This window comes from Ruegeria sp. BF10 (assembly GCF_056538725.1).
The window spans coordinates 36,156-60,821 of the sequence record NZ_JBQFTR010000009.1 but is presented as its reverse complement, the minus strand read 5'-3'; the positions used below and the strand labels follow the sequence as shown (position 1 = coordinate 60,821).

The window sequence follows — 24,666 nt, the reverse complement described above, 5'->3', positions numbered from 1 at the left end:
TCGGTAATGAAGGGAGCGTGATACCCACGCTCCCTCAAATCTTCGCTTATGCGTATTTCGCCTGGATCTCGTCCGAGATGTTCTGCGGAACCGGATCGTAGTGGTCGAACTGCATGGTGAACTGGGCACGGCCCGACGACATCGAACGCAGAGTGTTGATGTAGCCGAACATGTTTGCCAGCGGAACGAACGCGTCGATCGCGATTGCGTTGCCGCGCGGTTCCTGACCAGACACCTGGCCACGACGCGAGGTCAGGTCGCCGATGATACCGCCGGTGTATTCTTCCGGAGTGATCACTTCGACCTTCATGATCGGTTCCAGCAGCTTCGCGCCAGCTTTGCGCATGCCTTCACGCATACACATACGGGCCGCGATTTCGAACGCCAGAACGCTCGAGTCAACGTCGTGGAACTTACCGTCCAGCAGGGCAACCTTGAAGTCGATCACGGGGAAGCCAGCCAGAGGGCCGCTGTCCATGACCGAATTGATGCCTTTTTCAACACCGGGGATGTATTCCTTCGGAACGGCACCACCAACGATGCGGCTTTCGAACGAATAACCTTCGCCCGCCTCGGTGGGCTGGATCTCCAGCTTGACTTCCGCGAACTGACCCGAACCACCCGACTGTTTCTTGTGGGTGTAGGTGTGCTCGACCGGCATCGAGATGGTTTCACGATAGGCCACCTGCGGTGCACCGATGTTCGCTTCAACCTTGAACTCGCGCTTGAGACGGTCCACCAGGATGTCCAGGTGAAGTTCGCCCATGCCCTTCATGATGGTCTGACCCGATTCCAGATCGGTTTCCACACGGAAGGACGGGTCTTCGGCGGCCAGACGGGCCAGACCCTGAGACATTTTCTCCTGGTCGCCCTTGGTTTTGGGCTCGACCGCGATCTCGATCACCGGATCGGGGAAGGTCATGGTTTCCAGAACCACCGGATCCTTCGCGTCACACAGGGTGTCACCGGTGGTGGTGTCTTTCAGACCCGCCAGCGCGATGATGTCGCCTGCAAACGCTTCTTCGATCTCTTCCCGGTTGTTCGAGTGCATCATCATCATACGACCGATGCGCTCTTTCTTGCCTTTGGTCGAGTTCAGGATCGAGTCACCCTTGTTCAGCACGCCCGAATAAATCCGGGTGAAAGTCAGCGAACCGACGAAGGGATCGTTCATGATTTTGAACGCCAGGCCCGAGAACGCCATGTTGTCGTCGGCACGACGGGCGATGTCACGAACTTCTTCCTCGTCACCGGGTTTGAAGCCCATGTAATCGACAACGTCCAGCGGGCTGGGCAGATAGTCGATCACAGCGTTGAGCAACGGCTGAACGCCTTTGTTCTTGAACGCAGAACCACCCAGTACCGGAACGAACGCGATTTCCAGTGTGCCCTTGCGCAGCAGTTTACGCAGGGTCGGAACGTCGGGCTCATTGCCTTCCAGGTATTCCATCATCGCGTCGTCGTCCATTTCGACGGCCGCTTCGATCATCTTGCCGCGCCATTCTTCAGCCATGTCTTTCAGGCTGTCGCGGATCGGAGCTTTGATCCAGCTTGCGCCCAGGTCTTCACCCTGCCACAGCCATTCTTCCATGGTGACCAGGTCGATCAGACCTTCCAGCTCAGATTCGGCGCCAATCGGGATACCAACCGGAACAGCACGTGCGCCGGTGCGGTCTTCGATCATGCGAACGCAGTTGAAGAAGTCTGCGCCGATCTTGTCCATCTTGTTAACGAAAACCATACGCGGAACCTTGTAGCGGTCAGCCTGACGCCACACGGTTTCGGTCTGGGGCTCAACACCGGCGTTTGCGTCCAGAACGCAGACGGCACCGTCGAGAACCGCCAGCGAGCGTTCGACTTCGATGGTGAAGTCAACGTGGCCGGGGGTGTCGATGATGTTCAGGCGGTGCTTGGGGGTATCGGCGGTTTTACCGTCCTCGGTGCGTTCCCAGAACGTGGTGGTCGCAGCCGAAGTGATGGTGATGCCGCGTTCCTGCTCCTGCTCCATCCAGTCCATAGTGGCTGCACCGTCGTGCACCTCACCGATGTTGTGGGATTTACCAGTGTAATACAGGATACGCTCCGAGCAGGTGGTCTTACCTGCGTCGATGTGCGCCATGATACCGAAGTTACGGTATAGTTCGAGCGGATATTCGCGTGCCATTTGGATAAGCCTCTAGAATTACCAGCGGTAATGGCTGAAGGCTTTGTTCGCCTCGGCCATCTTGTGGGTGTCTTCGCGCTTCTTAACGGCAGTACCGCGGGACTGTACGGCGTCCAGCAGTTCGCCGGCGAGGCGTTCTTCCATGGTGTTTTCGTTGCGGCCGCGCGCAGCGGTGATCAGCCAGCGGATGGCCAGAGCTTCGCGGCGCTCGGGGCGGACTTCGACCGGAACCTGGTAGGTTGCACCACCAACCCGGCGCGAGCGAACCTCGACCGACGGTTTGATGTTGTCGAGCGCTTCGTGGAACACTTCGACAGGAGCGCGCTTTACCTTGTTCTCAACGCGATCAAATGCGTTGTAGACGATGCGCTCTGCGACCGACTTCTTGCCGTCGATCATCAGGTTGTTCATGAATTTGGTCAGTACCTTGTCGCCAAATTTGGCGTCAGGCAGGACTTCGCGTTTTTCGGCGGCGTGACGACGTGACATATCAGCCTCTCCTTCTTACTTGGGACGCTTCGCGCCGTATTTCGAACGACGTTGCTTACGGTCTTTGACGCCCTGAGTATCCAGAACACCGCGCAGGATGTGGTAACGCACACCGGGAAGGTCTTTCACACGGCCGCCACGGATCAGAACAACCGAGTGTTCCTGCAAGTTGTGGCTTTCACCGGGGATGTACGAGATGACCTCGAATCCGTTGGTCAGGCGCACCTTGGCAACTTTACGCATCGCCGAGTTCGGCTTTTTGGGCGTAGTGGTATAGACACGTGTGCAGACACCGCGCTTTTGCGGGCACTGCTCCAGGTGCATGGACTTCGAGCGTTTGACTTTGGGCTGCCGCGGCTTGCGGATCAGCTGTTGAATAGTTGGCATTCCGGTTCTTTCCCCGTTTTGCAACACACATGACATGCACGCGCGTTGCGTGCGGCTAAATTCGCTGCGCTTATGCGTCCACAAGCGCAAAACCCACGAGCGTTCCCATTCCGAGGTGAACGTCGCGGTTGGTTCTCAGAGGGCGCGAACTGCAAAATTGTCCGGGCCTTGACCAGTTCATTACTGGAATCGGCTACGGGGCGGCCCCCGGTACCGAGATGACGCGCGTATAGGGGGAGTCGTCCCAAGTGTCAACAGCACGATACCGGCCCCCTGGCGCACGCGTTGGATGCGGCCTGTTGGATTGTCATTCCTGCGCGACGCCATCCCGGTTGCGGCCGAACCGCGGCAAGGGCATAGTCGGGTCGAATTCCTGCTGATGGATTACAGATGCAAGTGATTGGCCTTTGCCGGTTTTCCTATCCCGCAACGGGCGGTTTTCGGCTGAACCGGGATACGATCGAAGAGCAGCGGCAATTCCTGTATGCCACCGACCGGCTGGAAGAGCGCTTTCGCCTGTTTGAGACCGTCACCCTGCCCAGCTTTCGCACCCAGACAGATGAGGCGTTCGAGTTGTATGTTTTGACCGGGACGTGCCTGCCTCTGATCCATGCGGACCGGCTGCGCGACCTGACCGCCGGGATCAAACAGATCCGTATCATTGCAAAAGAACCGGGGGATCATAAGCAGATCGTTCGAGAGGTGCTGAACACCGCCCGCAAGGATCCGCATCAGCCCTGCGTGCAGTTTCGGCATGATGACGATGACGCCGTTTCCGTTGAATTCATAGAACGCCTCCGCGCGGCTGTCGTCGAAAACACAGGGCTGATGCAGCAGAGCGAGTCCGTCGGAATAGATTTCAATCAAGGTTACATCGCCCGGCGCGAGGCCCGCGGAGTTCGGGCCGCTCGGGTCTATCGATCGCTGCTGGGCGTTGGCCTGGGCATGTATGTTCAAGCCGGCAGCACGCGGACGATATTTGACCGGTTGCACAACAGGCTCGCCCGGTTCATGCCCGTGGTCAGCTATCCGGACACGCCCATGTGGGTTAGGATGCTTCACGCGTACAACGACTCGGACCACGCGCGCAAAGATACCAGCGAGCTATCGCCTTTCACGCCTGAACAGGCAGAAGACTTGCGGGTACGGTTCTCGATCGACCCTGACGCGTTCGAGGCCAGATATGCGGCGCGCTGAGAAAATGCAGGTCATCGGTCTTTGCCGGTTTTCCTATCCCGCAATTGGCGGCTTTCAGACAATTCACGAGAGTGTCGAAGAAAGACGGCGGTTCCTGTACCAGTACGACAGGTTGGAAGAGCGGTTTCGCCTGTTCGAAACGGTCGCCCTGCCCGGTTTCAAAAAACAGTCCGACGAAGATTTCCAGTTGGTGATCTTGGTCGGCGATTGCCTGCCCAAACCGGCATTTGACCGCCTCAACGATCTGACCGGTGGGCTGAAACAGGTGCGCATAGTCGCGAAACCTCCGGGGCGGCACAGAAAAGTCATGCAGGAAATCCTGAATTCGGCGCGGAACAATCCCGACCAACCCTGCCTTCAGTTTCGTCACGACGACGATGATGCAGTGGCCGTGGATTTTGTCGAGCGGTTCCGGGGGTGTGTCAGGGACTGCATCGGCTTGTTCGAAAAGCACGCGATGGTCGCCGTTGACTTCAACTGCGGTTATCTGGCTCGCGCCAATGCTGATGGGATTCAAGCCGTTCGCGTACACCGCCCGTTGATAACAGCCGGTCTGGGAATGTACGTGCGGGGCGGGCAACAGAAATCCATCATGAATTTTGCCCATAACAGGATCAACCGCGCGATGCCCGTTGTGACCCGACCCGATAGTCCGATGTGGGTACGAGGATTGAACCGGTTCAATGACTCACCACGAACCAGAAACATGGGTGTCGCGCTCAACCCTCTTACCCGGCAGCAAGAGCTCGAGTTTCAAACCCGTTTCGCCATTGATCCGGACACGGTCAGACGGAGTCACGCCAAGCCCTGACGCGCACGTGCCCGGAACGACGTGAACAGGCCAGCACCCACGATCAGTGCAGCACCCAGCATCGTCAGGCTGTCGGGCCATTCGTCAAACACGACCCAACCCAACCCGAGCGCCCAGATCAGGCTGGAATACCTGAACGGTGCAACGAATCCGACATCTCCCTGACGCATGACCATGACGCTGAACAAATAGCCAAGCAGCACAAACACGGCCGCCGCCGCGACCAGGGAACCCGCTGTTGCCGAAACCGGAACCCATCCTTCGAAAACCGAGGCCATTGCCGCGGCCCCTGCAATGGAAACCGAAGTGGCCAGCGTAACCAGCATTGACGGCACGTCGGCTGACATGCGTCGCGTGATGAGGTCCCGAACTGTAATCGAGGCCACTGCAACCAGCGCATAGATGGAATACACGCTGAACCCCTCTGGCCCGGGTCTTACGATCAGCAGCATTCCGGCGAAACCCACGGCGATTGCCAATGCACGTCGCCAACCAACCTGTTCGGAAAAAACCAACGCAGCACCCAGGGTTACCGTAAGAGGCAATGCCTGAAGAATGGCCGTAACATTGGCAAGCGGCATGTTCTTCAGCGCCGTCAGGAAAAAGAATGTCGCCGCCAGCTCTGCAAGGCAGCGCAGTGCAACCAGCCACTTGTCATGGCGCGAAAAATTCAGATGCAACGCGCCTAGTGACCGGGCAAGTACATAGATCAGAAATACCGCCAGAAACCCGCGCATGGCCACCAACTGAAACAATGGCAGGTCCTGCAAGGCAACCTTCACCAGCGTGTCGTTCAGCGTAAAGGCAGCCATGCTGCCCATCATCAGCAAAGCGCCTTTTGTGTTTGGAGTCATGCTGCTTCGGGCTCCGAGGCTATAGATCGCCCCGCATTGGCCGCCGAGTCGGGCTGGATGTCAACAACGCACAAGGGGTGCAGAGATCATCAACCGAACGGGAGGATGGTCCCGAACAGATTCAGGCTTGAAGGCTCTGTCGTGTCTTTTACAAACTCCACCCAGTCTTCTCCGTATACAAGTTCGAAAAACACTGGATATTTCCACACGAAATTATGAAAGGAAAAGGTCGTCACCAACGCGCCAACAGTGAGCGCCCCGGCGAACTCTCGCAGTTTTCCTTTCAGAAACAGCATGACCATGATGCAGGCCCCGCCTGCAAGGCCGAGGCTGACGAAATCCTGCGTTCCTACCTTGCCGGGCACCGGAATGCCAACCGATTGATATTGAATCAGGCGGGACAGGAAGACCGCAAAAACACCCAGAAAAAAGGCCCCCAGAAACGCAGCGGGATAACCCAGGCGTTGCCAGATACTCTCGGTTCGAGGCAGAGGCGACTTGCGCGTGTTTTCTTCCGAACGCTGTTTGATCCGCGCCACACGGTCCTCGAAAGAGTTGCTTTTGATGTCCATGGGTCAGCTCGAAATAATCCGAAAACACAGTACAGCGCTAAACCACCGATTGCAGAACCACAAGCCAGATGCAATAGGGTCAAAGGCTGCGCTCTGTCACGAAGGTTCACAATTGCGTACCTGAAGCGGCAACAAAAAAGGCCCCACGAAATCGCAGGGCCTTTTTTTGGTTTTGAATGACGCGGTTTATTCGCGGCTTTCCGGTGTTTCGACCAGAACGTCCAGCTCATCCCCGACCATATCATCATCCATGATCGGTGCGGCCAGGGCGGCGGCGGCCTCGGCCTCTTCCCGGCGTGCTTCGATCACCACGTTGTCACGCGACTGCGCGATGTGGCGGACGGCCTGGGTTGCCCCACCGGTACCGGCGGGGATCAGGCGACCGACGATGACGTTCTCTTTCAGGCCGACCAGCTTGTCCTTCTTGCCCTGAACCGAAGCTTCGGTCAGCACGCGGGTGGTCTCCTGGAACGACGCCGCCGAGATGAACGAGCGCGTCTGCAACGAAGCTTTGGTGATCCCCAGCAGGATCGGCTCACCCTGAGCAGGGCGACCACCGCGGGCGATGGTCTTCTCGTTGGCCGCGTCGAACTCCTGCTTGTCGACATGTTCGCCTTTCAGCAGGGTGGTGTCGCCCGAATCCAGGATCTCCCACTTCTGCAACATCTGGCGCACGATGACCTCGATGTGCTTGTCGTTGATCTTCACGCCTTGCAGGCGATACACGTCCTGCACTTCGTCGATCATGTAATCCGCCAGCGCTTCGACACCCATGATGGACAGGATGTCATGCGGCGCAGGGTTACCGTCCATCAGGTATTCACCCTTCTGGATGAAATCCCCTTCGGCGACCGGGATGTGCTTGCCCTTGGGCACCATGTATTCGATGGTCTCCATGGACTCGTCCGCCGGCTCGATGCTGATGCGGCGCTTGTTCTTGTAGTCGCGGCCAAAGCGCACGTAACCATCTGCCTCGGCGATGATCGCGTGATCCTTGGGACGGCGCGCTTCGAACAGTTCGGCCACACGCGGCAGACCACCGGTGATGTCTTTGGTCTTGGCACCTTCGCGCGGAATACGCGCGACGACGTCGCCGGCCTCGATCTTCTGGCCATCTTCGACCGACAGGATCGCATCCACCGACATCGGATAGTGAACCGGGTTGCCCGCGTCGTTGCGGACCGGCTCGCCGTTGTCGTCCACCAGAATGATCTCGGGCTTGAGGTCGCTGCCCTTGGGGGCGGCGCGCCAGTCGATCACGATCTTCTGGGTCATGCCGGTTGCTTCGTCGGTCTCGTCGCGGACAGCGAGGCCCGAAACCAGATCGACATATTTTGCAGTACCGGCTTTCTCGGCGATGATCGGCAGGGTGTAGGGATCCCACTCGAACAGCTTGTCGCCACGAGCCACCTTGGTGCCGTCCTTGACGAACAGCTTGGAGCCGTAGCCCAGCTTGTGGCTGGCACGCTCTTCGCCGTGTTCGTCCTTGATCACCAACTTCATGTTCCGGCCCATGACCAGGCTTTCGCCTGCTGCGTTGACCAGAATCTGCGGGTTCTCGAAGGAAACGACACCTTCCTGGCTGGCTTCCTGGAACGACTGCTGACCACCTTGCGCAACACCACCGATGTGGAAGGTCCGCATGGTCAGCTGTGTACCGGGTTCACCGATGGACTGCGCCGCGATGATACCGACAGCTTCACCCGTGTTCACCATGGTACCGCGTGCAAGGTCACGACCATAGCAGGTCGCACAGACGCCTTCCTCGGATTCGCAGGTCAGAGGCGAGCGGATGCGCATCGACTGAACACCGGCTTCGTCGATCATGTCGGCCATACGTTCGTCGATGAGCTGGCCGGCTGCGACGATCACCTCATCGGTGCCCGGACGCAGAACATCGTCAGCGGCTACACGGCCCAGCACACGTTCGGCCAGCGAGGCGACAACCTCACCGTCGTTCACGGCTGCTTCGGCGGTGATCGCACGCTCGGTGCCGCAGTCGATCTCACGAACGATGCAGTCCTGCGCCACGTCCACCAGACGACGGGTCAGGTAACCCGAGTTCGCGGTCTTCAGAGCGGTATCCGACAGACCCTTACGGGCACCGTGGGTCGAGTTGAAGTACTCGAGAACGGTCAGACCTTCCTTGAAGTTCGAGATGATCGGCGTCTCGATGATGTCACCGTTCGGCTTGGCCATCAGGCCGCGCATACCGCCCAGCTGTTTCATCTGAGTGACCGAGCCACGCGCACCCGAGTGGGCCATCATGTAGACCGAGTTCGGCTCCATGTCCGAGCCATCTTCGGCCTTGGCAACGTCCGAGATCGTGCTCATCATCGCCTCGGTCACGCGGTCGTTACACTTCGACCAGGCATCGACAACCTTGTTGTACTTTTCGCCCTGAGTGATCAGGCCGTCCATGTACTGCTGTTCAAAGTCTTTCACCTGACTGCGCGTTTCATCGACGATGCTCCACTTGTCGTCCGGGATGACCATGTCATCCTTGCCGAACGAGATGCCCGCCTTGAACGCTTCCTTGAAGCCCATCGACATGATCTGGTCACAGAAGATCACCGACTCTTTCTGACCGCAGTAACGGTAGACGGTGTCGATCACCTGCTGCACTTCTTTTTTCCGCAGCAGACGGTTGACCAGATCGAACGGTGCCTTGTTGTTCATCGGCAGCAACGCACCCAGACGCAGACGGCCCGGAGTGGTTTCATAACGCTTCTGAACTTCGTTGCCTTCTTCGTCGATCTGCGCGATCCGGGCAGTGATTTTCGAGTGCAGATGCACCTCGCCCGCGTCCAGCGCATGCTGAACTTCGTCGATCGACCCAAAGACCTTGCCTTCGCCCGGCATGCCTTCGCGTTCCAGGGTCACATAGTACAGACCCAGGATCATGTCCTGCGACGGAACGATGATCGGCGCGCCGTTTGCAGGCGACAGAACGTTGTTCGTCGACATCATCAGAACACGCGCTTCCAGCTGTGCCTCAAGACTCAGCGGGACGTGAACGGCCATCTGGTCGCCGTCGAAGTCGGCGTTGAAGGCCGAACAGACCAGCGGGTGCAGCTGGATCGCCTTGCCTTCGATCAGGACAGGTTCGAACGCCTGAATGCCAAGACGGTGCAGCGTCGGCGCACGGTTCAGCATGACAGGGTGTTCGCGGATCACCTCGTCGAGGATATCCCACACTTCGGGACGCTCTTTCTCGACCAGTTTCTTCGCCTGTTTCACGGTCGAAGACAGACCCTTGGCTTCAAGGCGCGAGTAGATGAACGGCTTGAACAGCTCCAGCGCCATCTTCTTGGGCAGACCACACTGGTGCAGCTTGAGTTCCGGACCGGTCACAATGACCGAACGGCCCGAGAAGTCGACGCGCTTACCCAGAAGGTTCTGACGGAAGCGGCCCTGCTTGCCTTTCAGCATGTCCGACAGCGATTTCAACGGACGCTTGTTGGCGCCGGTGATCACGCGGCCACGACGGCCGTTGTCGAACAGAGCATCCACGGATTCCTGCAACATCCGCTTTTCGTTGCGGACGATGATGTCAGGCGCGCGCAGCTCGATCAGACGCTTCAGGCGGTTGTTCCGGTTGATGACGCGGCGATACAGATCGTTCAGATCCGAGGTCGCGAAACGGCCACCATCCAGCGGAACCAGCGGACGCAGTTCCGGCGGAATGACCGGGATCACGGTCATCACCATCCACTCAGGCCGGTTGCCCGACTCGAGGAAGGATTCAACAACCTTCAGACGCTTGATGATTTTCTTGGGCTTCAGCTCGCCGGTTGCTTCGGCCAGATCAGCGCGCAGCTGCTCGGCTTCGGCTTCCAGATCGATCTGGGCCAGCATCTCACGGATGGCTTCGGCACCGATATTGGCGGTGAACGCGTCCATGCCATAGGCATCCTGCGCATCCATGTACTCTTCTTCGGTCAGCATCTGGCCGTAGGTCAGGTCAGTCAGACCGGGCTCGATGACGACATAGTTTTCAAAGTACAGAACACGTTCCAGATCGCGCAGCGTCATGTCCAGCATCAGACCGATGCGGGACGGCAACGATTTCAGGAACCAGATATGTGCAACGGGCGCGGCCAGTTCGATATGGCCCATACGCTCGCGGCGGACTTTCTGCAGGGTGACTTCCACACCGCATTTCTCGCAGACAACGCCGCGATACTTCATCCGCTTATATTTGCCGCACAGACATTCGTAGTCTTTGATCGGGCCAAAGATACGCGCGCAGAACAGACCGTCACGCTCGGGCTTGAACGTCCGGTAGTTGATGGTTTCGGGTTTCTTGATCTCACCATAGGACCAAGACAGAATCCGTTCAGGGCTGGCCAATGAGACTTTGATTTCGTCAAAGACTTTCGGCGGCGTCAGCGGGTTGAACGGGTTGTTGGTGATTTCCTGGTTCATTTGTTACCTCAAATCTTGCGGAAGGGGGGACGGGAGAAAGGGCAGCGCCCTCACTCCTCAACCTCCGCATCCAGGAGTTCCATATTCAGGCCGAGGCCACGGACTTCTTTCACCAGAACGTTGAACGATTCCGGTACGCCCGCTTCAAAGTTATCCTCGCCCTTGACGATCGACTCATAGACCTTGGTCCGGCCGGCGACGTCATCCGATTTCACCGTCAGCATCTCCTGCAGGGTGTAGGCGGCGCCGTAAGCTTCCAGAGCCCAGACCTCCATCTCACCAAAGCGCTGACCACCGAATTGCGCCTTACCACCCAGCGGCTGCTGGGTGACCAGGCTGTACGGCCCGGTCGAACGCGCGTGGATCTTGTCGTCCACCAGGTGGTGCAGTTTCAGCAGGTACTTGATGCCCACGGTCACCGGACGTGCGAATTGCTCACCCGTACGACCGTCGAACAGGATCGACTGACCACTTTGCGAGAAGCCCGCACGCACCAGCGCATCGTTGACGTCCGCCTCTTTGGCGCCGTCAAAGACCGGGGTTGCGATCGGAACACCGCGGGTGACGTTGCTGGCCGCTTCGATCAGCTGATCCTCGTCCATGCCGCTGATGCCCTCTTCATAGACATCCTCGCCATAGGCGTGTTTCATCGCGTCACGGACCGGCGTCAGGTCGCCTGAACGGCGGTATTCCTGCAGCGCCTCATCGATGTTCAGACCCAGACCGCGTGCGGCCCAACCCATGTGGGTTTCAAGGATCTGACCAACGTTCATACGCGAAGGCACACCCAGCGGGTTCAGACAGAAGTCAACCGGCGTACCATCGGCCAGGAACGGCATGTCTTCCATCGGAACAACCTTGGAAATCACACCCTTGTTCCCGTGACGACCGGCCATCTTGTCGCCCGGCTGCAACTTGCGTTTCACGGCGATGAAGACTTTGACCATCTTCATCACACCCGGCGGCAGATCGTCGCCACGACGGACTTTCTCGACCTTGTCTTCGAAACGGGCGTCCAGAGCACGCTTTTGCACTTCGTACTGCTCGTTCAGAGCTTCGACGATCTGCGCGTCCTTCTCGTCTTCCAGCGCCAGCTGCCACCACTGACCACGGGTCAGGGTTTCCAGCAGCTCCTCGGTGATCACCGACCCCGCCTTGACGCCTTTCGGGCCTTTGACAGCGGTTTTGCCCAGGATCAGACCTTGCAGACGTGCATAGATGTTGCGGTCAAGGATCGCCAGCTCGTCGTCCCGGTCACGGGCCAGACGTTCGACTTCCTCACGCTCGATCTGCAACGCACGCTCGTCTTTTTCGACGCCGTGGCGGTTGAAGACGCGAACCTCGACGACCGTACCGTAATCGCCCGGCTTCACGCGCAGCGAGGTGTCGCGCACGTCAGATGCTTTTTCACCGAAAATGGCGCGCAGCAGCTTTTCTTCCGGGGTCATCGGGCTTTCGCCCTTCGGAGTGATCTTGCCGACCAGAATATCGCCCGGCTCCACATCCGCGCCGATGTAAACGATGCCCGCCTCGTCGAGGTTGCGCAGCGCTTCTTCACCAACGTTCGGGATGTCGCGGGTGATCTCTTCCGGGCCCAGCTTGGTGTCACGGGCGGCGACTTCGAATTCCTCGATATGGACCGAGGTAAAGACGTCATCACGCGCGATACGTTCCGAGATCAGGATCGAGTCTTCGTAGTTGTAACCGTTCCACGGCATGAACGCGACGACCACGTTCTTACCCAAAGCCAGTTCACCCATATCGGTCGACGGACCATCGGCAATGACCTCGCCCTTCTGGACGGTGTCACCCACCTTGATCAGCGGACGCTGGTTGATGCAGGTGTTCTGGTTCGACCGCTGGAACTTGCGCAGACGATAGATGTCCACGCCAGCGTCGCCCAGTTCCAGATCTTCGGTGGCGCGGATCACGATACGCTGGGCATCGACCTGGTCGATGATACCGGCGCGTTTCGCCTGAATTGCAGCGCCCGAGTCGATGGCAACCTTTTCTTCGATGCCGGTGCCGACCAGCGGTGCCTCGGCCCGCAGCAGCGGAACCGCCTGACGTTGCATGTTCGAGCCCATCAGAGCGCGGTTCGCGTCGTCGTTTTCCAGGAACGGAATCAGCGAGGCCGCAACCGACACCAGCTGTTTCGGCGACACGTCGATCAGGTCGACATTCTCGCGCGGGGCCAGGGTGTAGTCACCCGCCTGACGGGTCGAGACCAGATCGTTGATGAACTTGCCGCTTTCATCCAGCGTCGCGTTGGCCTGCGCCACGGTGTGACGCATTTCCTCGGTCGCGGACATGTAGTGGACCTCGTCGGTCACCTGCCCGTCTTTCACGACGCGATAAGGCGTTTCGATGAAGCCGTACTTGTTCACGCGGGCAAAGGTGGCCAGCGAGTTGATCAGACCGATGTTCGGGCCTTCCGGCGTTTCGATCGGGCACATCCGGCCATAGTGGGTCGGGTGAACGTCGCGCACCTCGAAGCCCGCACGCTCACGGGTCAGACCACCGGGGCCAAGCGCCGAAAGACGGCGTTTGTGGGTGACTTCCGACAGCGGGTTGGTCTGGTCCATGAACTGCGACAGCTGCGAGCTGCCGAAGAATTCACGCACCGCGGCCGCGGCCGGTTTCGCGTTGATCAGATCCTGCGGCATGACGGTGTCGATCTCGACCGACGACATGCGCTCCTTGATGGCGCGCTCCATGCGCAGCAGGCCGACGCGGTACTGGTTTTCCATCAGTTCGCCGACCGAACGCACACGACGGTTGCCGAGGTGGTCGATATCGTCCACATCGCCTTTGCCGTCACGCAGTTCCACCAGCGCCTTGATGCAGGCCACGATGTCTTCGCGGCGCAGAGTACGCAGGGTGTCGGGCGCGTCCAGTGCCAGACGCATATTCATCTTCACGCGGCCGACGGCGGACAGGTCATAACGCTCGCTGTCGAAGAACAGCGTGTCGAACAGGGCCGACGCAGCCTCGACGGTGGGCGGCTCACCCGGACGCATGACGCGGTAGATATCCATCAGCGCGCTTTCACGGTTCACGTTCTTGTCCTGAGCCATGGTGTTGCGCATGTACGGGCCGACATTGACGTTGTCGATGTCCAGAACCGGGATGTCGGTGATGCCCGCGTCGATCAGTTCCTTGACGGTACCGCCGATCAGGTCGCCATCTTTGTCATATTCCAGCGTCAGTTCATCACCGGCTTCGACATAGATCGCGCCGGTTTCTTCGTTGATGATGTCCTTGGCGACATACTTGCCAACGATGTGATCAAACGGAACCAGCAGATCGGTAACGGTGCCTTCGTCGATCAGCTTCTTGACCGCGCGAGGCGTTACTTTCTTGCCCGCTTCAGCAATCACTTCACCTGATTTGGCGTCGATCAGATCATAGGTCGGGCGGGTGCCGCGCACGCGCTCGGGGAAGAACGGAGTGACCCAACCCTTATTCTTGTCCAGCTTGTAGGACACGGTGTTGTAATACGCGTCCATGATCGCTTCCTGATCCAGACCCAGCGCATAAAGCAGGGTTGTCACAGGCAGTTTGCGGCGGCGGTCGATCCGGGCGAACACGATGTCCTTGGCGTCGAACTCAAAGTCCAGCCAGCTGCCGCGATACGGGATGATACGGCAGGCAAACAGCAGCTTGCCCGAGGAATGGGTCTTGCCTTTGTCATGGTCAAAGAACACGCCGGGCGAACGGTGCATCTGCGATACGATCACACGCTCGGTCCCGTTCACGACAAAGGTGCCGTTCGGCGTCATCAAAGGCATATCGCCCATGAAGACATCCTGTTCCTTGATGTCTTTTACCGATTTAGCACCGGTATCCTCATCGACATCGAACACGATCAGACGCAGTGTAACCTTCAGCGGCGCGCTGTAGGTCATGTCGCGTTGCATACATTCTTCGACGTCGTATTTGGGTTTTTCCAGATCGTATTTCACGAATTCCAGAACGGAGGTTTCGTTGAAATCCTTGATCGGGAAAACCGACTGGAACACACCTTTGATGCCTTCGCCGTCTGTCGGCTGCTCTGCATCGCCGGAGCGCAGGAAAAGATCATAAGAAGATTTCTGTACCTCAATGAGGTTCGGCATTTCCAGCACTTCGCGGATTTTGCCGTAGTATTTACGAAGACGTTTCTGGCCAAGGAACGTTTGAGCCATGTCAGATGTCACCTTTCGATGTTCTCAGCGGGCAAAGACACCGTCGGGCCCCGGCATCTTGCACAATCGAGACAACACGTCCGGATCAATTCATGGCCACCGTCCCGAAGGCGGCCTCCCGATCCGAAAACCGTGTCTTAGAAAACGCCTCAGGTCTTGAGGCCCTTTCTAAGACAGGTTCGGCTGGACCCGGATTTCTCCGGACCCAGCCAAATTTTTCGGCACATCAGCGATGCACCTGAGACCAAGCTTAGGCCAGCTCGACTTCGGCGCCAGCTGCTTCCAGCTTGGCTTTGACGTCTTCTGCTTCTGCTTTGTCCACGCCTTCTTTGATCTTGCCGCCGGCTTCGACCAGTTCCTTGGCTTCTTTCAGGCCCAGGCCGGTGATGCCGCGAACTTCTTTGATGACGTTGATTTTCGATGCGCCGGCGTTCTTCAGAACGACGTCGAATTCGGTTTTTTCTTCCTCAGCTGCACCGCCGGCGTCGCCAGCTGCACCTGCGACCATTACGGCGCCGCCAGCTGCGGGCTCGATGCCGTATTCGTCTTTGAGGATGGTTTTCAGTTCTTGTGCTTCCAGCAGGGTCAGACCCACGATGCTTTCTGCGAGTGCTTTCAGATCAGCCATTTTATCAGCTCTTTCCGTTTACAGTGTGTGTTCCAACGTCAGGGCATGCGCCCCACGCAGATCATTCAGTGCCAACCGCTTACGCAGCTTCCGCCTTCTCTTCGATGGTGGAAAGGATGCTTGCGATATTGCTTGCAGGTGCGCCAATCGCGCCGGCGATGTTCGAAGCAGGTGCGCCAATGCAGCCCACGATCGAAGCAATAAGCTCCTCGCGAGACGGCATTTTCGAAACAGCTTCGACGCCTTTGCGGTCCAGAGCGTTCTCGCCCATTGCACCGCCAAGGATTTCGAACTTCTTGTTCTCCTTGGCGAAGTCCTCGGCCACCTTGGCTGCTGCCACAGGGTCCTCGGAATAGGTCAGAACGGTCATCCCTGTCAGCAGGTCGGCCATGTTTTCACACGGCTTACCCTCGAGGGCGATTTTGGCGAGCCTGTTCTTGGCAACACGCACGGAACCGCCCGCTTCGCGTGCACGCGCGCGCAGGTCCTGCATCTCGGCAACTGTCAGACCGGCGTAGTGGGCAACCACTACGACGCCAGAGCTTTCGAAGATTTGGCCGAGTTCCTCGACCACTTTCTCTTTCTGGGCTCTATCCACAGTTCTCTCCAAGTTAGGGGCGAAATCTCACCCCGGCTCATATTTGCCGCAGCTTTCGCTTCGGCGTTCAGGTCCTTGTTACGGGATTGGCCAAAATGCGCCCGAGGGTGGGACCCCCAGAATTCTTTGGTCTTACCCGTCTCAGGCAGGGAATTAAGGGGCCGAATGGACCCACCCACCGTCTTGGACGAAACAAAACAAAGCGCACGACGAATCGCACGCTTTGTTCCGCAGGTCTTATTAGGGCAGATGGCCGGGGTTTCCAAGGGGTAAATTGGCCCGAACCCCAAGCCGGTGGACAATGACCGCAACCCCGAACAGGATCAACGGATGATCAAGTTGAAATCCATTTCCAAGCCGCAATTCCTGTTTCGTCAGATTTCTCGCCAATTGTGGGTTCGCACCAGCCTGATCGCCGCTCTCGCCGTGGTCAGCGCAGGGATTGGCACCTACCTCGGCGGCTTCGTCCCCGACTTTCTCACACAACGGCTGAGCACCGAGGCCGTGGCAAAGATCCTCGGCATTCTGGCGTCGTCCATGCTGGCGGTCACGACCTTTTCGCTGTCGATCATGGTCGCGGCACAGCGATGGGCCTCGAACCAGTCCTCCCCGCGCGCCCAGCAGGTGATCGAAGAAGACAGTGTCTCGCAAAACGTGCTGGCCACGTTTCTCGGCGCATTCATCTTCGCGCTCGTATCGCTGATCCTTGTCGAAACTGGGGTCTACACCCAGCAGTCCATCGCCGTTGCGCTTGCGTTCACCTTGGTGGTGATCTTTTTGGTGACACTGGCGCTCTTGCTCTGGATCGACCAATTGCCCAGCTATGGCAGCATCTCCGAAACGGCGCGCAAGATAGAAAACAACGCCAGGGGCACCATGGCCCGAGCCATAGAACTGCCGTGCCTCGGAGCCATTCCGTATCAAGCCGCCGCGGATGTTCCGCAAACAGGTCACGACGTGCGGGCCAGTTCGACAGGGAATGTGCGCCACGTGGATGTCGGTATGCTGAACTCCTGCGCCGAAGAGAATGACTGCGAGATCTGGATCATGGCGCTGCCGGGGCAATTCGTGACGGAAGGCCAGCCCCTGGCCAGAGCGACCCGGAAAATGGATGGTGAAACCATCGGGGAAGCCTTCGTGATCGGGACCGAGCGCAGCTTCAATCAAGACCCCCGCTTTGGCATTCAAACCCTGTCCGAAATCGCGCAGCGCGCACTCTCGCCGGGTATCAACGACCCAATGACGGCAATTCAGATGGTCGAGAGGTTGCTGCGGGTTCTCCTGCCACTTGGCTCGCGGCCCACCCAACCCGCCGACCCGCAATTCCCGAGAATCCATGCCCCCGAGATCGCGATCGACACGTTCCTGCGTGACGCTTATGCGGCCATTTCCCGGGATGCCGGTGACAAAGTCGAAGTCCACGAGGCCATTCTCAGCGCGCTGACCCGACTGACGCAGACTCAAGACGGAGCAATGACAACCGCGGCCCGGGCGGCTGCGAACCAGGCATTGACCGTTGCCGAGCGCGACCTCAGGCTGGAGGCCGACAAGGCACGCGTGCGCGAAATACCCAATCAGGTCACAGTCGAACCTGCTATCTGAGAGCAAAAGAAAACCCCGGGCAGGATGACCGCCCGGGGCTCGACTTTCCGAAAGAACGCGTCGGCTTATTCGCCCGAAGCTTGCGCCACATCCACGGTCACGCCTGGGCCCATGGTCGAGCTCAGCGCGATTTTCTTCATATAGGTGCCCTTGGCGCCCGACGGTTTCGCCTTGGCAACGGCCGAGATGAAGGCACGAACGTTTTCCGCCAGCTTGGCTTCGTCGAACGACGCCTTGCCAACGCCTGCGTGCACGACACCACCTTTTTCCGCCTTGAACTGAACTTCACCACCCTTGGCTGCTTCCACGGCCGCTTTCACGTCCATGGTCACGGTGCCGACCTTGGGGTTCGGCATCAGGTTGCGGGGGCCCAGAACCTTACCCAGACGACCGACGATCGGCATCATGTCCGGGGTTGCGATGCAACGGTCAAAGTCGATGTTGCCGGCCTGGATGCTTTCCATCAGGTCTTCTGCACCAACGATATCCGCGCCTGCTTCTTTCGCCTCGTCCGCCTTGGGGCCACGTGCGAACACGGCAACGCGCATCGCTTTACCTGTGCCGTTCGGCAGGCCGACAACACCGCGAACCATCTGGTCTGCGTGACGGGTGTCAACGCCCAGGTTCATCGCGATTTCTATGGTCTCGTCGAATTTCGAGGTTGCGTTGGCTTTGACCAGGGCAACTGCTTCTTCAACCGACAGGTTTTCCTTGCCGGCGACAGCTTCGCGCGCAGCGCGGGTACGTTTACCGAGTTTTGCCATCTTATTTCACCTCGATGCCCATGGAACGGGCCGAGCCCAGGATGATCTTCATTGCGCCTTCAACGTCGGTCGCGTTCAGATCCTTCATTTTGGCTTCGGCGATTTCGCGCACCTGCTTGGTGGTCACGGTTGCCACGGTCTCACGGCCGGGGTTCTCCGCGCCACGGGGGCGGTTACGCTTGCCGACCGGCTTCAGACCAGCCGCTTTTTTCAGGTAATAAGACGCGGGCGGCGTCTTGATGTCCATGGTGAAGGACTTGTCCTGATAATAGGTGATCACGGTCGGGCACGGAGCGCCGGGCTCCATGTCTGCTGTCTTGGCGTTGAACGCCTTGCAGAATTCCATGATGTTGATGCCGCGCTGACCCAGCGCCGGACCAACTGGCGGCGACGGGTTCGCCTGACCTGCAGGAACCTGCAGTTTCATTGTACCAGCAAGCTTCTTGGCCATTTGGTTTTCCTTTCAACTTGGGTGAAACGCGTCCCACCCAGATTATGTTGCGTGGTCCGGTCCGGGATCGCGACCCCGGCAACCTCCCACGAGAGAATCTCGCCCGAAGACGATAGAGGCGGCGTTTACATGGGATCAGGAGAGATGACAAGTGGTTGGCGCGCCAATCGGACAACACCGAATCAAACCCCGAGAGGATTCTTGCCGCCTGCGAGGCTGCACGCGTGTCTCCGTACAGTTTCGAATTCCTCTAACAATTTGCAAAGACGTGAAAAACCACCAGTTCGCCGCCGATCAATCGCAACATTGGCGCTTGCTTCCCCACAACATGGATGACCGTGCTATAATCCGTAAAAAATGTGATTATTGGTGGAGGTTAATTATGATACTTCGTTTGGCTTTAACTCTTGGCATCGCCTTTTCTCTTGCTGCGGCCATCCCTCAAACGGCGCGGGCCGACGCTGGAGAGTTTCTTGGTGGTGCGGTCGTCGGCGGGATCGTTGGTTACGCAATTGGCAAGGACCAACAAAAGAAGAAATCTCAGCGAACAACCACATCGAACCGCACCTATCGGTCAGGTATTCCATCGACCACGCAAGGTGCGCAAACCCAGACCGCGCTCAATTACTTCGGGTACAATGCAGGAAGGGTCGATGGTCAGGTCGGTCGCGGCACCCGGTCCGCAATCGAACGCTATCAGGCCTCGATGGGTTATCCTGTAAACGGCTATGATTTTCAGCCGTATCAGTATGACTTTCTGATGCAAGCCTATTACTGGGCTACAAGCGGTGGACAGGCGACGACGCAACTTGCGGGTCAACCGCTTCTGATGGCGTATCGCCGTCAGGTGCAAACGGGATCTGCTTTGGCTGCTGCCCCTCAGGCTCCGGCACAAACCGCCCCGGCACAACCTGTTCCGGTTGCGACACCGCAAGCACCCGAGCCCGAGACAACCGAAACAACGTCTGCCAGCCTGCCGAGCCTGTTTTCCGGCGGCACCGGAGGCCCGTCGCTGGCCAATCGCTGTAGCGGGGTCATGCTGCAAACATCTACCAATGGCGGCTATACGACCCTGTCGAACATGTCCGATCCCGACTTTGCGCTCAGTGAACAGTTCTGCCTTGCCCGCAGCTACGCGATGGCGCGCGGTGAAGATCTGATTCAGGATATCCAGGGACTGACACCGGAGCAGGTCAGCGCCCAATGCGATTCATATGGTGAAATGGTGGCGCCTCAGGTTGATGCTCTGTCGATCAACTCGAAAACTGAGGCTGAAACCCAGATGCGCAAGCTGGCGCTGGACTCGGGCCTCAGCCCCCAAGATCTTGCCGCGACAAGCAAGGTCTGCCTGGCGATCGGCTATCGTCAGGACAACATGGATGCCGCGCTTGGATCTGCCCTGATGCTGGTCGCAATGGGTGAGCCGGCCTATGGCGAGCTGATTGGCCACCATCTGCGCGAAGGCTTCGGTGTGCAGAAACGTCGCGACCTTGCGATGCAGTGGTATGACGCGAGCCTTTCGGCACTGGATGCCGGATCGCAGGCTGTGTTCCTGCCATCCCAGACCGACCGCCCGCAACTCTTGCGCGCGGCCATGGTTCAGGCGCAATAGGTCGATACGTTTTCAGCGAATACCTGAACGAAAAAACGCCGCGTTGCCCTTGGCATCGCGGCGTTTCAATTCTTTGGGAGAGTTTCCTCAGCTCTGCTTGGTGACCTGCGTGAAGTCCAGCTCGACCGGAGTTTCCCGTCCGAAGATCGAAACCGAAACCTTCAGTTTCTGGTTTTCGTCGTCCACACCTTCGACCATGCCGTCGAAATCCTCGAACGGGCCGTCGTTGACCTTGACCTTCTCACCGACCTCGAAGCTGATCATCAGCTTGGGTGCTTCTTCACCTTCCTGAACACGATTGAGGATCTGATTGACCTCAGCATCGCGCATCGGCATCGGGCGGCCTTGCGGGCCCAGGAAACCGGTGACGCGGTTGATCGAGTTGATCAGGTGGTACCCCTGATCCGACATTTCCATATGCACCAGCACGTAGCCGGGCATAAAGCGGCGTTCGGTCGTGACCTTCTTGCCCCGGCGCACTTCGATCACCTCTTCGGTGGGCACCAGAACTTCGTCGATATCGTCCTCAAGGCCCTGTTCAGCCACCGACGTGCGGATCTGTTCTGCGATCTTCTTTTCGAAATTCGAAAGAACGCTGACCGAGTACCACCGTTTCGCCATGAACCTGTCGTCCTTGTTTGTCTTCGGGGCATCAAGCGTACCGGACACACCCGTCATTAAAATCTTGTCACGCCATCCGGAATAAAAAGCGGCGCGCAGCCCGAATCGCCACACGCCCATTCCGAATAGTACCGCGTCACCTACTCTGACATTGCCCGCAGCGCAAGGGGGCAGAGACGTTTCAGCGCGCCGATTCCGTCTAGCTAAAAGCACCCAGGATCAGTTGCAGACCACCCCGGATACCCAGATCGACCAAAGCGAAAAATACAGCCGTCAACGCCGCCATGATGAAGACCATTACCGTGGTCAACAGCACCTCGCGCCGGGTCGGCCAGACGACCTTTGAGACTTCGGCTCGGACCTGCTGAATGAACTGGATCGGATTGGTGGTGGCCATTTGGCGTGTTCTCTCTGCTAGCGGATGGGCCGGACATAGCCGGGCATTGCGGCAATTTCAAGGGCAGTTGGTTCAACTCTGCCTGTATCGGGCATTCGTTCAGGGTTTGGGTTTGTCATCCCATTCGTCGCTCAGGATCCGGCGCGCGTCACCTTCTGGGTCTTCGTACTGGTTCGAACGAACGGTATAGACAAAGGCGGCCAGACCAACGCCCCCCAGAAACAGGGAAATCGGGATCAGATAGGCAAGCACTTCCATTCAGGTTACCTCAGCCGCAGGGCGTTCAGGGACACGGTAATGGACGAGGTCGACATCGCCAAGGCCGCGATCAGTGGTGTCGCCAGTCCGGCAACGGCCAGAGGAACAGCGATCACGTTGTAAATTGTTGCGATTCTGAAGTTCTCGCGAATGCGCCTGGTGGCCTTGACGGCCGTGTCGCACGCATCCGCAATGGGTGAAAGATCGTTGCCCAACAGCACGATATCCGACGCGACCCGCGCCGCATCCAGCGCAGAGGCCGGAGAGATCGACACATGCGCCGCCGCCAAAGCAGCGGTATCGTTCAGCCCGTCGCCAACCATCAGAACTTTGTGGCCTTCATCGCTGAGATTCTGAATGCGTCTTGCCTTGTCCTGCGGCAATGCCTCGGCGATCCAATCCGTGATTCCAAGTTTTTCAGCCAAGGCACGCACCGCCCCCTGCGAATCCCCTGACATCAAAAGCACATGTTTGCCCGAAGCACGCAGGGCATCCACCGCCTCAGCGGCGCCCGGGCGCAACGCGTCCGAGAATCGGAAGGCCACGGGTGCGTCCTCGCCGATTGCCAACCAGGCCGAAGTGTCGGTGCCCTGATCCGCGCCGACCCAGGCCGCCCGACCCAGGCGAACGCGTTGACCGCGGAATTCCCCCTCGGTGCCATAGCCGGGAACCTCGGCTATTCCCCGCACATTTGCTGGTTTGATCCCCGCCGCACGCGCCGCTTTTGCCAATGACACGGACAAGGGATGCGCAGAAGCCTCGGCCAGCGCCAGAGCGACCTCGACCTTGGCGCGGGCATGGTCTCCTAGATTGACCAGTTCCGGCGCGCCGGATGTCAGCGTGCCCGTCTTGTCGAATACAACCGTGTCGGCTTCGGACAGCCGCTCCAGTGCAGTGGCGTGCTTGATCAGCATCCCTTTGCGGAACAACCGGCCCGACGCGGCCGTGGTTACCGCAGGCACGGCAAGGCCCAACGCACAGGGGCAGGTAATAATCAGAACAGCCGCCGCGATGTTCAGTGCCGTGCGCACGTCACCGGAATAGATGTACCACCCAACAAAGCTGAGCGCCGACAGAATATGAACCCCGGGCGCATAGAGCTTGGCAGCCTTGTCGGCCAACGAGGTATAGCGGGACCGGCCAGACTCGGCGATAGCGACCAGATCAGCCATACGATGGAGCGACGTGTCTTCACCCACCGCCGTTGCCCGGATTGTCAGCGGACCCGTCAGGTTGACTTCACCCGCGCTCACAACCTGCCCGGCTTCGGCAAAAACAGGCACCGTTTCACCCGTCAGAAGGGATCGATCCAATTCGGACTGACCCGACACGATCTGGCCGTCCACCGGCATGCGCCCACCCGGTCGCACAAGGATCAGATCTCCGACACACAATTCGGCTACGGGAACTTCATCTTCGGCCCCATCGACCACACGAATGGCGCGGGGAACTTCCAACGCTGTCAATTCCTCGGCCGCAGATCGCGCTGCGGCACGGGTGCGGTAATCAAGATACCGTCCGGCCAGCAGAAAGAAGGTCAATGTTAGAGCGGCGTCGAAATAGGCATGCTCGCCGCTCAACGCGGTTTCCCAAAGCGACGTGACCAGCGCCAACAGGATCGCCAGCACAATCGGCACATCCATATTCAGCCGTCGCACGCGCAGGGCGCTCCAGGCATTGGCAAAGAACGGCTGGGCCGAGAACGCAATGGCCGGCAGTGCAATGGCCGCTGAAATCCAGTGGAACATGTCCCGTGTTGCATCCGTCGCACCGGACCACACCGACACCGACAGCAACATCACGTTCATGGATGCAAACCCGGCCACGGCCAGGCGCATCAGAAGATCACGCCCGGCCTTGTCCGTCTGCGTTGCGGACAAAGCCCCCGGATCAAGCTCATGTGCTTCGAATCCTGCCTGTTCAAGCACCGGGATCAGATCGCTTGCGCGCGTTTCCGGCGTGGCTTTGATCATCGCGCGTTTGAGCGTCAGGTTCACCCGGGCATCTTCGACGCCGGGATGCGCGTTCAGTTCACGCTCGACCGTCGCGATACAGGCCGAGCAATGAATGCCCGGCAGCGACAAGGCGATCTGCACATCCTCCGGTATGGGCCGGGCGGGTTCTGCCGGGGCCGCAAGGCAGCCCGGGCAGGCCGCTGTACCGGATGAAAGCTGAGCCGTCATGCCTACCCCTTCACGTATAGCGGAACGCGCTGCGAGAATTCGGCCCCGTTTCCGTCACGCGCCACCAATCTGATGTTCCAGTTGCCCTTGCCCAGTGTGGCAGGCGTGGCATAGGCCGTGCCATCAAACGTAAAATCCGGCACAAAGTCGTCGCGCACATGGGTTGCCCTGCCGACCACGGCCTGCAATTCGCGCACCTCAACCGGCGCACCGCTTTCGTCGGTGATGTGCAGGATCAGAAGGCCACCTTTGGTTTCAGCCCGAACGGTCCAGCCCAGCGCCTGTTGCTCTTTCAGGCGCTCGTTGAACTCCTGACTGGCGACATAGGAGTTCTTCACCTCGAGCCCGGGAAAGGTTTTCACCGCATTGTAGGCCAGCACGAGGTTCACCGCGATGATCACGCCAAAAGCGCCGACAAACACGGCCAAAGCGTGCTTTCCGGTGAATTTCCGTTCGGCCATGA

Annotated in this window: 20 protein-coding genes; 4 read left to right on the top strand and 16 right to left on the bottom strand. The window is 58.7% G+C overall.

Going from position 1 to position 24,666, the window contains the following annotated elements; all coding sequences use genetic code 11:
• Window positions 1-46: 46 nt before the first annotated feature.
• The 3 genes from fusA to rpsL are packed head-to-tail and all read right to left on the bottom strand — an operon-like array spanning window position 47 to window position 3,040.
• Complete coding sequence (gene fusA / locus ACR0DJ_RS19755) at window positions 47-2,164, bottom strand: elongation factor G (RefSeq protein WP_170347258.1); 2,118 nt, start codon at window positions 2,162-2,164, stop codon at window positions 47-49.
• Window positions 2,165-2,182: 18 nt separating this feature from the next.
• Complete coding sequence (rpsG, locus tag ACR0DJ_RS19750; protein WP_010441203.1) at window positions 2,183-2,653, bottom strand: 30S ribosomal protein S7; 471 nt, start codon at window positions 2,651-2,653, stop codon at window positions 2,183-2,185.
• 15 nt (window positions 2,654-2,668) lie between these two features.
• Window positions 2,669-3,040, bottom strand: coding sequence for a 30S ribosomal protein S12 (gene rpsL, locus ACR0DJ_RS19745; RefSeq protein ID WP_005621086.1), 372 nt, complete (start codon window positions 3,038-3,040; stop codon window positions 2,669-2,671).
• A 390-nt stretch (window positions 3,041-3,430) separates the two neighbouring features.
• Here rpsL and ACR0DJ_RS19740 point away from each other — a divergent pair, with 390 nt between their 5' ends.
• A complete protein-coding gene (locus tag ACR0DJ_RS19740) occupies window positions 3,431-4,237 on the top strand; it encodes a putative rhamnosyl transferase (RefSeq protein ID WP_480686090.1) in 807 nt (268 codons plus the stop codon).
• 4 nt (window positions 4,238-4,241) lie between these two features.
• Window positions 4,242-5,048 carry a putative rhamnosyl transferase gene (locus ACR0DJ_RS19735; protein WP_480686094.1) on the top strand — a complete coding sequence of 269 codons (807 nt, stop codon included), beginning with the start codon at window positions 4,242-4,244 and terminating at the stop codon, window positions 5,046-5,048.
• Here the strand turns inward: ACR0DJ_RS19735 and ACR0DJ_RS19730 are convergent.
• The 6 genes from ACR0DJ_RS19730 to rplJ all read right to left on the bottom strand — a co-directional run bounded on the left by ACR0DJ_RS19730 (window position 5,033) and on the right by rplJ (window position 16,315).
• A complete protein-coding gene (locus ACR0DJ_RS19730) occupies window positions 5,033-5,902 on the bottom strand; it encodes a DMT family transporter (protein WP_480686089.1) in 870 nt (289 codons plus the stop codon). The genes ACR0DJ_RS19735 and ACR0DJ_RS19730 overlap by 16 nt on opposite strands.
• An 89-nt stretch (window positions 5,903-5,991) precedes the next feature.
• Window positions 5,992-6,474 (bottom strand): hypothetical protein, encoded by a 483-nt coding sequence (locus tag ACR0DJ_RS19725; RefSeq protein WP_425080252.1) that lies wholly within the window; start codon window positions 6,472-6,474, stop codon window positions 5,992-5,994.
• Between the two features lie 186 nt (window positions 6,475-6,660).
• Complete coding sequence (gene rpoC / locus ACR0DJ_RS19720; RefSeq protein WP_480686088.1) at window positions 6,661-10,902, bottom strand: DNA-directed RNA polymerase subunit beta'; 4,242 nt, start codon at window positions 10,900-10,902, stop codon at window positions 6,661-6,663.
• Between the two features lie 50 nt (window positions 10,903-10,952).
• On the bottom strand, window positions 10,953-15,089 hold the full coding sequence (gene rpoB / locus ACR0DJ_RS19715; RefSeq protein WP_170347264.1) for a DNA-directed RNA polymerase subunit beta: 4,137 nt from the start codon (window positions 15,087-15,089) through the stop codon (window positions 10,953-10,955).
• 250 nt (window positions 15,090-15,339) lie between these two features.
• Window positions 15,340-15,717 (bottom strand): 50S ribosomal protein L7/L12, encoded by a 378-nt coding sequence (gene rplL, locus ACR0DJ_RS19710; protein WP_152459178.1) that lies wholly within the window; start codon window positions 15,715-15,717, stop codon window positions 15,340-15,342.
• 79 nt (window positions 15,718-15,796) lie between these two features.
• Complete coding sequence (gene rplJ / locus ACR0DJ_RS19705; RefSeq protein WP_170347265.1) at window positions 15,797-16,315, bottom strand: 50S ribosomal protein L10; 519 nt, start codon at window positions 16,313-16,315, stop codon at window positions 15,797-15,799.
• Between the two features lie 330 nt (window positions 16,316-16,645).
• Here rplJ and ACR0DJ_RS19700 point away from each other — a divergent pair, with 330 nt between their 5' ends.
• A complete protein-coding gene (locus ACR0DJ_RS19700; protein ID WP_170347266.1) occupies window positions 16,646-17,917 on the top strand; it encodes a DUF2254 domain-containing protein in 1,272 nt (423 codons plus the stop codon).
• A gap of 65 nt (window positions 17,918-17,982) precedes the next feature.
• Here the strand turns inward: ACR0DJ_RS19700 and rplA are convergent, their stop codons facing one another.
• Both rplA and rplK read right to left on the bottom strand, forming a co-directional pair.
• Window positions 17,983-18,681: a 50S ribosomal protein L1 gene (gene rplA / locus ACR0DJ_RS19695; RefSeq protein WP_257599368.1), complete on the bottom strand. Its 699-nt coding sequence runs from the start codon at window positions 18,679-18,681 to the stop codon at window positions 17,983-17,985.
• A 1-nt stretch (window position 18,682) separates the two neighbouring features.
• The gene (gene rplK / locus ACR0DJ_RS19690; protein ID WP_170347267.1) at window positions 18,683-19,132 is read right to left on the bottom strand and encodes a 50S ribosomal protein L11; all 450 of its coding nucleotides are present in this window, start codon (window positions 19,130-19,132) and stop codon (window positions 18,683-18,685) included.
• A gap of 382 nt (window positions 19,133-19,514) precedes the next feature.
• Between rplK and ACR0DJ_RS19685 the strand changes: the two genes are divergently transcribed.
• Entirely contained in the window at window positions 19,515-20,744 is a 1,230-nt protein-coding gene (locus ACR0DJ_RS19685) for a peptidoglycan-binding domain-containing protein (RefSeq protein WP_425080257.1), read from the top strand.
• 87 nt (window positions 20,745-20,831) lie between these two features.
• Here ACR0DJ_RS19685 and nusG read toward each other — a convergent pair whose 3' ends face one another.
• The 5 genes from nusG to ACR0DJ_RS19660 form a co-directional block, all read right to left on the bottom strand.
• Window positions 20,832-21,365 carry a transcription termination/antitermination protein NusG gene (nusG, locus tag ACR0DJ_RS19680; protein ID WP_152459924.1) on the bottom strand — a complete coding sequence of 178 codons (534 nt, stop codon included), beginning with the start codon at window positions 21,363-21,365 and terminating at the stop codon, window positions 20,832-20,834.
• Window positions 21,366-21,564: 199 nt separating this feature from the next.
• The gene (gene secE, locus ACR0DJ_RS19675; RefSeq protein ID WP_050605011.1) at window positions 21,565-21,762 is read right to left on the bottom strand and encodes a preprotein translocase subunit SecE; all 198 of its coding nucleotides are present in this window, start codon (window positions 21,760-21,762) and stop codon (window positions 21,565-21,567) included.
• 99 nt (window positions 21,763-21,861) lie between these two features.
• Window positions 21,862-22,020 carry a cbb3-type cytochrome oxidase assembly protein CcoS gene (gene ccoS, locus ACR0DJ_RS19670; RefSeq protein ID WP_117872195.1) on the bottom strand — a complete coding sequence of 53 codons (159 nt, stop codon included), beginning with the start codon at window positions 22,018-22,020 and terminating at the stop codon, window positions 21,862-21,864.
• A gap of 5 nt (window positions 22,021-22,025) precedes the next feature.
• Complete coding sequence (locus ACR0DJ_RS19665) at window positions 22,026-24,203, bottom strand: heavy metal translocating P-type ATPase (RefSeq protein ID WP_480686087.1); 2,178 nt, start codon at window positions 24,201-24,203, stop codon at window positions 22,026-22,028.
• A 2-nt stretch (window positions 24,204-24,205) separates the two neighbouring features.
• Window positions 24,206-24,664 carry a FixH family protein gene (locus ACR0DJ_RS19660; protein WP_170347270.1) on the bottom strand — a complete coding sequence of 153 codons (459 nt, stop codon included), beginning with the start codon at window positions 24,662-24,664 and terminating at the stop codon, window positions 24,206-24,208.
• Between the last annotated feature and the right edge of the window lie 2 nt (window positions 24,665-24,666).

Coding starts and splice junctions, on each gene's coding strand:
- fusA (WP_170347258.1), bottom strand. CDS start 2,164: ATGGCACGCGAATATCCGCTCGAACTATACCGTAACTTCGGTATCATG.
- rpsG (WP_010441203.1), bottom strand. CDS start 2,653: ATGTCACGTCGTCACGCCGCCGAAAAACGCGAAGTCCTGCCTGACGCC.
- rpsL (WP_005621086.1), bottom strand. CDS start 3,040: ATGCCAACTATTCAACAGCTGATCCGCAAGCCGCGGCAGCCCAAAGTC.
- ACR0DJ_RS19740 (WP_480686090.1), top strand. CDS start 3,431: ATGCAAGTGATTGGCCTTTGCCGGTTTTCCTATCCCGCAACGGGCGGT.
- ACR0DJ_RS19735 (WP_480686094.1), top strand. CDS start 4,242: ATGCAGGTCATCGGTCTTTGCCGGTTTTCCTATCCCGCAATTGGCGGC.
- ACR0DJ_RS19730 (WP_480686089.1), bottom strand. CDS start 5,902: ATGACTCCAAACACAAAAGGCGCTTTGCTGATGATGGGCAGCATGGCT.
- ACR0DJ_RS19725 (WP_425080252.1), bottom strand. CDS start 6,474: ATGGACATCAAAAGCAACTCTTTCGAGGACCGTGTGGCGCGGATCAAA.
- rpoC (WP_480686088.1), bottom strand. CDS start 10,902: ATGAACCAGGAAATCACCAACAACCCGTTCAACCCGCTGACGCCGCCG.
- rpoB (WP_170347264.1), bottom strand. CDS start 15,089: ATGGCTCAAACGTTCCTTGGCCAGAAACGTCTTCGTAAATACTACGGC.
- rplL (WP_152459178.1), bottom strand. CDS start 15,717: ATGGCTGATCTGAAAGCACTCGCAGAAAGCATCGTGGGTCTGACCCTG.
- ACR0DJ_RS19700 (WP_170347266.1), top strand. CDS start 16,646: ATGATCAAGTTGAAATCCATTTCCAAGCCGCAATTCCTGTTTCGTCAG.
- rplA (WP_257599368.1), bottom strand. CDS start 18,681: ATGGCAAAACTCGGTAAACGTACCCGCGCTGCGCGCGAAGCTGTCGCC.
- rplK (WP_170347267.1), bottom strand. CDS start 19,132: ATGGCCAAGAAGCTTGCTGGTACAATGAAACTGCAGGTTCCTGCAGGT.
- ACR0DJ_RS19685 (WP_425080257.1), top strand. CDS start 19,515: ATGATACTTCGTTTGGCTTTAACTCTTGGCATCGCCTTTTCTCTTGCT.
- nusG (WP_152459924.1), bottom strand. CDS start 21,365: ATGGCGAAACGGTGGTACTCGGTCAGCGTTCTTTCGAATTTCGAAAAG.
- secE (WP_050605011.1), bottom strand. CDS start 21,762: ATGGCCACCACCAATCCGATCCAGTTCATTCAGCAGGTCCGAGCCGAA.
- ccoS (WP_117872195.1), bottom strand. CDS start 22,020: ATGGAAGTGCTTGCCTATCTGATCCCGATTTCCCTGTTTCTGGGGGGC.
- ACR0DJ_RS19665 (WP_480686087.1), bottom strand. CDS start 24,203: ATGACGGCTCAGCTTTCATCCGGTACAGCGGCCTGCCCGGGCTGCCTT.
- ACR0DJ_RS19660 (WP_170347270.1), bottom strand. CDS start 24,664: ATGGCCGAACGGAAATTCACCGGAAAGCACGCTTTGGCCGTGTTTGTC.